Source organism: Candidatus Atribacteria bacterium (genome assembly GCA_011056645.1).
Taxonomy (GTDB): Bacteria; Atribacterota; Phoenicimicrobiia; order Phoenicimicrobiales; family Phoenicimicrobiaceae; genus Sediminicultor; species Sediminicultor quartus.
Map to the genome: position 1 here is coordinate 1 of DSEL01000165.1, position 6,608 is coordinate 6,608.

Annotated in this window: 8 protein-coding genes; 7 read left to right on the plus strand and 1 reads right to left on the minus strand. The window is 34.6% G+C overall.

Going from position 1 to position 6,608, the window contains the following annotated elements; all coding sequences use genetic code 11:
• Nucleotides 1–157: 157 nt before the first annotated feature.
• Nucleotides 158–1,270 carry a YjgP/YjgQ family permease gene (locus ENO17_07200; GenBank protein ID HER24816.1) on the minus strand — a complete coding sequence of 371 codons (1,113 nt, stop codon included), beginning with the start codon at nt 1,268–1,270 and terminating at the stop codon, nt 158–160.
• A gap of 191 nt (nt 1,271–1,461) precedes the next feature.
• On the opposite strand from ENO17_07200, the gene ENO17_07205 reads away from it, so the two are divergent.
• From ENO17_07205 to ENO17_07235, 7 genes are all read left to right on the plus strand, one after another.
• Nucleotides 1,462–2,613: a tetratricopeptide repeat protein gene (locus tag ENO17_07205; GenBank protein HER24817.1), complete on the plus strand. Its 1,152-nt coding sequence runs from the start codon at nt 1,462–1,464 to the stop codon at nt 2,611–2,613.
• Between the two features lie 81 nt (nt 2,614–2,694).
• A complete protein-coding gene (locus ENO17_07210) occupies nt 2,695–3,180 on the plus strand; it encodes a nucleotidyltransferase domain-containing protein (protein HER24818.1) in 486 nt (161 codons plus the stop codon).
• Entirely contained in the window at nt 3,137–3,529 is a 393-nt protein-coding gene (locus ENO17_07215) for a DUF86 domain-containing protein (protein HER24819.1), read from the plus strand. Before ENO17_07210 ends, ENO17_07215 begins: the two co-directional genes overlap by 44 nt.
• 101 nt (nt 3,530–3,630) lie before the next feature.
• Nucleotides 3,631–4,902, plus strand: a complete 1,272-nt coding sequence (locus tag ENO17_07220) for a tetratricopeptide repeat protein (protein ID HER24820.1) — start codon at nt 3,631–3,633, stop codon at nt 4,900–4,902.
• An 80-nt stretch (nt 4,903–4,982) separates the two neighbouring features.
• The gene (locus ENO17_07225; protein HER24821.1) at nt 4,983–5,543 is read left to right on the plus strand and encodes a sigma-70 family RNA polymerase sigma factor; all 561 of its coding nucleotides are present in this window, start codon (nt 4,983–4,985) and stop codon (nt 5,541–5,543) included.
• A 109-nt stretch (nt 5,544–5,652) separates the two neighbouring features.
• Complete coding sequence (locus tag ENO17_07230) at nt 5,653–6,315, plus strand: hypothetical protein (protein ID HER24822.1); 663 nt, start codon at nt 5,653–5,655, stop codon at nt 6,313–6,315.
• A gap of 16 nt (nt 6,316–6,331) precedes the next feature.
• A partial coding sequence (locus tag ENO17_07235) for a hypothetical protein (protein ID HER24823.1) occupies nt 6,332–6,608 on the plus strand: 277 nt, incomplete at its 3' end.

Genomic DNA, 6,608 nt, shown 5'->3' on the forward strand with positions numbered 1-6,608 from the left:
CACGCCATCTACCATAATAAGACGGAGTATGTAGCGATTTAAAACTAAAATACTAAAAATCAAATATCGTGTCTTTTAGGAGAGTTGGTGAGTTGACTTTTAACACAGTATCTAATTTAATCGGTAAATCGGTCAATTGGTGAATTAGTAAATTACTTCACTTTTTTTCAGCTCTAAACATAATAATTCCTCCTAAAATAGCAAAAACCATGTTAGGAGACCAAGCTGCCAGTATTGGAGTTAACATACCTCCTCGCCCCATAGAGCGAGTGGTAGAGAGAAGCACGTAATAAAGTAAAACTAACACAATACTAATAATTACTCCGGTAGCTTTACTCCCTCGTTTTACCCGTAATCCCAAAGGCACTCCTAAGAGCACAAAGATTAGACCGCTAAAGGGAATAGAGTATTTCATATAGAAATCTACTGCAAAATTATTAGTATCTGCCCCAGCCTGTTGTAAAATATCTATCTGTTGCCTTAATTCCTTACTGCTCATTTCCTGGGGAGTTCTTTGATTTGTAAAGAATTTTTTCAGGTCATCCTTAACAATAATATCTATAGTGTCAAAGCTCATTTCATAAGTAATCTTACCGTTTTCGTCATAATTATAAATAGTTCCATTCTCCAGCTTCCAGGTATCAATGACCCATCTCCCTGTTTTGGCAGTTATCGTTCGAGGAAATTTTTCCCGCGTCATTTCATAGACCATGATATCCTGCATGAGCATATTTTTTTCGTCAAGGCGGTTTATATAGAAATAACGATTTTCAGCATCACGGAAAAAGACATTCCGCATAATATTAGGAGGTCCTTTTTTTAGCACAATCTCCCGAATGATATTCTGTGAAATATGATTAGCCTCAGGCACGATATAATCATTTATTAAGAAAGCTAAAATGCTTATGGCAAAAGCAGCAATTAGGAAAGGGATCATAATCCGGCGCAGGCTTATCCCTCCTGCTCTCATAGCAGTTATTTCACCGTCTGTGGAAAGGCGGCCAATAGCCAGTTCACTGGAAGCCAGCAAAGAGATAGGAAAGGTCACTACCAGAAAAGCGGGAAGGCGATAGGCTAATAATTTGACAATATAAGGCCAGGCTACCTTCTTATTGATCAGCATGTCCATTAGCTCAAAGAGAGTTTGCATGATTAACATAATGGTAAGGGCAGCAACAGCCAGAGCTACAAAACTCATTACTTCCTTAACAATATAGCGGTCTAATATCTTTGGCCGTGGAAAATTTCTGATTGATATATTTATTGCCATCAGTCCCTCACTAAAATATTTTTTCTAAGTATATCATATTTTAATTTTTTGCAAAAGGTAAACTTTCGTGCCAGGCACCAAAGTTTACCTTTTTGATTTTGTAGGTTGCACATGGTGATTATGTATTATATAATTAAAGGACTCAAAGCTAAAAAGCTAAGAAAATATACGAAAGATATTAAAATAAATTTATGAAAAATAATCTAAGTAAAAAAAACAAAACATTCTCTTTATTAATATATATTGCCTTTTTTTTATTTTTTATTCTTCTTGTTCAGACCTTACCATTATGCCCCCGGGTAATAATTGTCCAAGCAGACTCGGGTCCCACTATTTACTTTCCGGAAAATGCCTGGGATTTCGGAGAAATTACTCCTGAAGAGCTGCCTACTCATATTTTTCATTTTAAAAATATAGGCAATGAAGTTTTAATTATCAAGGGAACCAAAGTTAGTTGTGAATCCTGCATTGAACCTATTATCTCTAACAGCGAGCTTAATCCGGGGGAAGAAGGAGAAATAAAGATTACAATTAATTCTCTGGATATGATAGGGCAATTCACGAAACGGATTTATGTGGAGTCTAATGATCCTATCAATCCTCGAGCGGTAGTTATAGTTTCCGGATTTATTAAGGATGAAGATAAAACTATATCTCAGGTTCAACTCCCACCCCAAGCTCCTTTTAAACTTGGCATATCTTATTTCAGCCGGGGAGAATATGATAAGGCTATCCCTGAATTTGAAAAATCGATTGAATTAGATCAAAATCATACAGAGAGTTACTATTACCTGGGTCAATGCTATCTACAAGAAGGGATTAAAGAATACAATAACAAGAATATTTTTAAAGCCTACAGTCTTTTTCGGAAGGCCAATAAAATAGCAGAACAAGTCATTCCACAATATGAAAAGATTATCGAAAATAATCCCAAAGATTTAAATAGTTATCTTAAATTAGGGTATATCTATGAAACAAGAAGTATAGTTCCCTTTATTAATGAGCAGGATAAAGCTTTAGAATATTACTTAAAAGCCTTAGATTTAGCCACCAGCTCTTCCCTGGCATCCGGCAATACCGGAATGATTAATTACCTTAACACCAGGGTAGGCTGTATATATTTCCAAGAAAAAAATTATTCTCAAGCGATTGAGTACTTGGAGCATGTGATAGAAATCTCTTCCGATAATATAGAGGCTTACTATTATTTAGGTTTATCTTATGATAAAATAGGTGAAATAGAAAAGGCTCGAGAATTCCTCTCTCGTGCGGTTGAGCTTGCCCCTCAATCGGAATTTGCTCAGGAAGCGGAAAAAGAATTAAAGAAAATAAATAAGAATTAATTTGTCAGTCACCCGGTTACTTAGTTTACCAACCAACGCTAACCGGTTTGATAAGCGAAATTGTTGAGGCAGGAAAAGGATATGTTTGATAAATTTAATGTTATTAATATAAAAAAAATATTTTCCGATGAAAATGATATATTACTTGCTTATATTTTTGGTTCCCAGTTAAAGAGTAAAATAAGCCCACTAAGTGATTATGATTTTGCGGTTTTTCTATCCCAAGAACCGTCTTTCCAATTTAAGTATAAATTAAAAAATAAATTAGTAAATTTTTTAAATACTGGGCAGGTGGATTTGGTTATTCTTAATAATGCCCCTATAGAATTAAAGTATAATATTATTGCTACAGGAAAAAATATTTTTCAGAAAAATTCTACAATCAGGACTGAATTTGAAGCGGATACCTTAAGTAAATATTTTGATTATCTGCCTATTTTGCGGACACAAAAAAAAGAAATACTTAAGTTTAAACCCAAAGGAGAGAAATATGGAGACAGAATTCAGCGGTATAGAGCATCGCTTGGAAAGACTGAAGAAATGCTTGATAAAATTAGAACCTCTTAAAGAAAAAAGCAAAGAAGAATTTTTTCGAGATGAGTATTTGCAAGATATTGTAGAGAGAAATTTAGAAGTTGCTATTCAATCATGTATCGATATTGCCAATAGGATAATCTCCTTAGATGATTTAGAAAAACCCAAAGATTATTATGGATCTATAACAAAATTGGGAGAAGAAAATATTTTACCATATAATTTTGCTCAAAAATTTGCACCCATTGCAGGTTTTAGAAATATTTTAATTCACGAATATTTGGATATTGATTGGGATGAAGTATACAAAAATCTGCAAAAGTTAGATCAATTTTATGAATTTATGGATCATGTTAAAAAATGGTTATCTCGAAGAATATAGATTTCTTTGTTTCTATTTAATCCAATACAGCATGCCATACTGTAGTATTAACCGGTAAACTGGTTAATCAGATAATCGACAAAGGAGGCCTTGCCAGTCCAGTGTTATTATTAAAAAAATATTTCAAAAAAATAAAAAATGACAAAGCACCATTTCCAGCTGTCATTTTTTTAATATTGCTCACTTTTTCCTTACTACTTTTAAACGGTTGTCTATTTTCACCCTTCTCCAAGGGTTCGGTAGAAGGCTATATTTACGAAGAGACGGTTATTGATACACGTCCTTTAGAAGGAGCCCTGGTAAGTATAACTGGCTCCTCCAATACTGCTCTTACCGATGCAGATGGGTACTTTCGGATAGACGAGGTATCCATAGGGGCACGAACTTTAACCATTGCCAAAGTAAACTATATTACTTATAAGATCTTGAGTATAGTAATAAAAAAGGACGAAGTTACTTTAATTGATAATGGTAATCCTATCGTTATTAGGGCAGTTGACGATAAGTACCTCTATGATGGAGGAATTATCTATTACAATTCAGGCGAATATTCAAATTCTCTTAGCACTTTTCAACAATTAATTAATGACTTTCCCGACAGCCCCTATGCCGATGACGCCCAATATTATATCGGCTATATCAATGAAAAAAAATTAAGCTATTTTATTCAAGCTCTCCTTGAATACCAAAAACTAATTAGCAATTACCCCGAAAGCCCCTACGCCGATGACGCACAGCTAGGAATTGGAAATTGTTATTATGCAACCTATGACTACTCTCATGCCATTGAAGCATATCAGAAATTAATAAATGATTATCCCGAGAGTTCTCTGCTGGCTCTTGCCCAATACAGTATTGCTCAAAGTTATAGGAAATTAGCTGATTACGAAAAAGCTATCCTTGAATTTAATAAAGTTATCGAAAACTATCCCGAAAGCGATTATGCAGCGCCTGCTCAATATTATATCGGTTATTCTTACTACGAGGCGAAAAATTATAGCCAGGCTATTTTAGAATTCCAGAAAACTATTGATAATTATCCTGACTCTACCTGGCCGGGTGAATTGGAAAGGCTTATTGCTCCCTGTGCACAGTATTATATTGGTTGGTGCTATGGGCAAAAACTTGAACAGTGGAATAATGCCATCCCTGCTTTTCAATTAATCATTGATAATTATCCCGGTAGTACCTGGAGTAGCGGCAGCGAAATTCCTCCGGATTCCCAGTATCAGATTGGCTGGTGTTACGAGCAATTGGAACTGTGGTGTGAGGCAATTGATGCCTATCAGTTAGTGATAGATAATTACCCCGGCACTTCCTGGTCTAATTTTGCAGAAGAAAGGATCAATGCAATAAGCGAAAATTGCCCATAAAATTAGTACTTGTATCTTGAATTTAATACTAATAACTATTCACTATTCACTAACGACTAGAAAATCGGAGAATTTTCTAAATGGATGACCTTAAAATAATAGAAGCCTGTCTTCTGGGAAATAGGCAAATCTTTTCCCGGTTAATCGATAATTATAAAAATATGGTTTATAATTTAGCTTATCGGATGTGCAATAATTCTCAGGAAGCGGAGGATATTTCTCAAGAAGCTTTCCTGCATACCTATCAATCTTTAGCGCGTTTTAATCCTGCCTATAAATTTTCTACCTGGCTCTATCAAATTACTTTAAATATTATCAGGGACAGATACAAAAAAAAGGAGATAGATTATGTTTCCCTGGATATTCCGATAGAAACAGATGATTCGGAATTTTATCACCAACCTACAGATTCATCCAATAACCCGGAACAGATTATTTCCCAAAAGGAAAATCTCCGAATCATTCAACAGGCTATCTATTCTCTACCTATAAAATTCAGGGAAGTTATCGTATTGCGCCACTTACAAGATCTTTCCTATATCGAAATAGCAAATATTCTCAAATTACCACAGGGTACGGTAAAAATTCGTCTCTATCGTGCCCGCGAACAATTAAAAAAAATTCTAAAAACCAGTCGTTAGTATTTAGTGAATAGTTGAAACTTATTTATTATATTTTCGTACTATATATTGAAAGCTGTAAATCGCTTTCCCTTATTTATAAACTGAAAAATCTTGCGGAGAAAACAAAATGAATTGCGACAAAATCAAAAAATTGTTAAATCCATACATAGACCAGGTTCTGGATGCAGAATCCATGCAAACCATAGAAGAACATCTAAAATCCTGCCCAACCTGTCAAGACGAATATTTAAAATTAAAAGAGATGGTTGCTTCTTTTAAATTACTTCCTCAGGTAGATGCCCCTCAAGATCTTACCCAAAGCATTATGGCAAAGATTTTAAAAGAAGAGATTAAAGTTCAAACTTCCTGGATAGACCACTTAAAGAAACAAATTTCTCATCCGCGGCTTTCTTTTCGTCTGGTTGGTGCCACAGCCACAGCTGTACTCGTTGTATTTTTTGCTTTTACCTTTTTCTTTAATTCGCCTGATACTTCTCCTATTTGTTCGGCTGAAGTTAAATTTTCTCTAAGACTTAATGATAATCAACCTCATACTGTGGCTATTGCCGGCGATTTTAATAACTGGAATCCCCAGGCAAATATTTTAGAAGACCCCGAGAGGGATGGTGTCTGGACCGGAACTCTTAAGTTAGAACCGGGTAGATATGAGTATATGTTTGTTATGGATGGGGAAAAATGGTTTCCCGATCCCAATGCTCTTCGTTACGTTAAAGACGGATTTGGCAATAAGAATGCCATATTAGAAATAAATAATTGTAATACTACCTAAAAAGGTGATAAGAAATATGATACTGAACAAAAACAAGATAATATTATCTTTAATAACCTTACTCACGATATTTACTTTTACTATATCTGTTTTTTCTGTAGAAACAGTAACCATCGATGAAGAGATAGAACAATTGCAAACGATTATAGATTCTTCCCCTTATTCTGCCTTTCAAAGCAGAATGATTTTAAATACTGCTCAGGATTTACTCAAATCCGGGATTCCCTTTGAGGATACTAAGAATATTATTGAGAATAGTATAGAAGAATCATTCGATGCCTATAGTGTAAAGA

Bases quoted from the DNA above. Each gene is read 5' to 3' on its own strand.
- ENO17_07200 (HER24816.1), bottom strand. From the start codon at position 1,270: ATGGCAATAAATATATCAATCAGAAATTTTCCACGGCCAAAGATATTA.
- ENO17_07205 (HER24817.1), top strand. From the start codon at position 1,462: ATGAAAAATAATCTAAGTAAAAAAAACAAAACATTCTCTTTATTAATA.
- ENO17_07210 (HER24818.1), top strand. From the start codon at position 2,695: ATGTTTGATAAATTTAATGTTATTAATATAAAAAAAATATTTTCCGAT.
- ENO17_07225 (HER24821.1), top strand. From the start codon at position 4,983: ATGGATGACCTTAAAATAATAGAAGCCTGTCTTCTGGGAAATAGGCAA.
- ENO17_07230 (HER24822.1), top strand. From the start codon at position 5,653: ATGAATTGCGACAAAATCAAAAAATTGTTAAATCCATACATAGACCAG.